1 protein-coding gene and 1 pseudogene are annotated in these 627 nt (G+C 33.7%); one reads left to right on the top strand and one right to left on the bottom strand.

What is annotated here, in order from left to right:
* Positions 1 to 3: 3 nt before the first annotated feature.
* Positions 4 to 294: a polysaccharide biosynthesis protein gene (locus ACYVRH_RS14085; protein WP_461257507.1), complete on the top strand. Its 291-nt coding sequence runs from the start codon at positions 4 to 6 to the stop codon at positions 292 to 294.
* On the opposite strand, the pseudogene ACYVRH_RS14080 reads toward ACYVRH_RS14085, so the two are convergent.
* Positions 243 to 599 (bottom strand): annotated as a pseudogene (locus ACYVRH_RS14080) (ABC transporter transmembrane domain-containing protein); the annotation flags it as partial. The gene ACYVRH_RS14085 and the pseudogene ACYVRH_RS14080 overlap by 52 nt on opposite strands.
* Between the last annotated feature and the right edge of the window lie 28 nt (positions 600 to 627).

Below are 627 nucleotides of genomic sequence, written 5' to 3'. Positions count from 1 at the left end.
GTTATTCCTCTTTTTATAGAACAGGCAAAAACCGGAGAAGTAACCATAACTGACGAGCGTATGACCCGCTTTATGATTTCACTTGAACAGGGCGTTGAACTTGTTTGGCACGCTTTTGATGACATGGCTATGATTGGAATAACTGTTTCAGGCGAACCTGTTTTCCAAATAATTATAATTACTACTCCTATTAATAAGGAAAATCCTATGTTCTCAAGAATATTACGCGGAAGATTTCCAAGCGTCGTACTAATAATATTTGCATGTGCCGCGACTCGCGCAGACGCGTCATAACGTTTTAAAAAATCTTCTTCATTACCGCGTAACTTAATAAATTTAAAATTACTGAACGCCTCGTGAAGGATACGCGATTGTTTTAAATTTGCATTTGTTGTTTTTACTCCCTGTTGTTTGGTTTTTTTAATAAGAATCGCGACAATAAAGTAAATTACAATAAGTAAAATTAAAGTTAAGATCAATGTCATCTTCCAATTAACGGCAACCATGAATCCATAGAGAGCCAATATGGTAAATGCTTCTGATATTATTCCTAACATATTTAATAATAAATTACTCGTTCTGACCGTTTCAGAATTAATAATTTGTATTATTTCACCTGTATTTTTT

This window comes from Treponema sp. R80B11-R83G3 (assembly GCF_054786115.1).
Note: the sequence above shows the minus strand (reverse complement) of the source record. Positions and strands in the feature narration are given on the sequence as shown.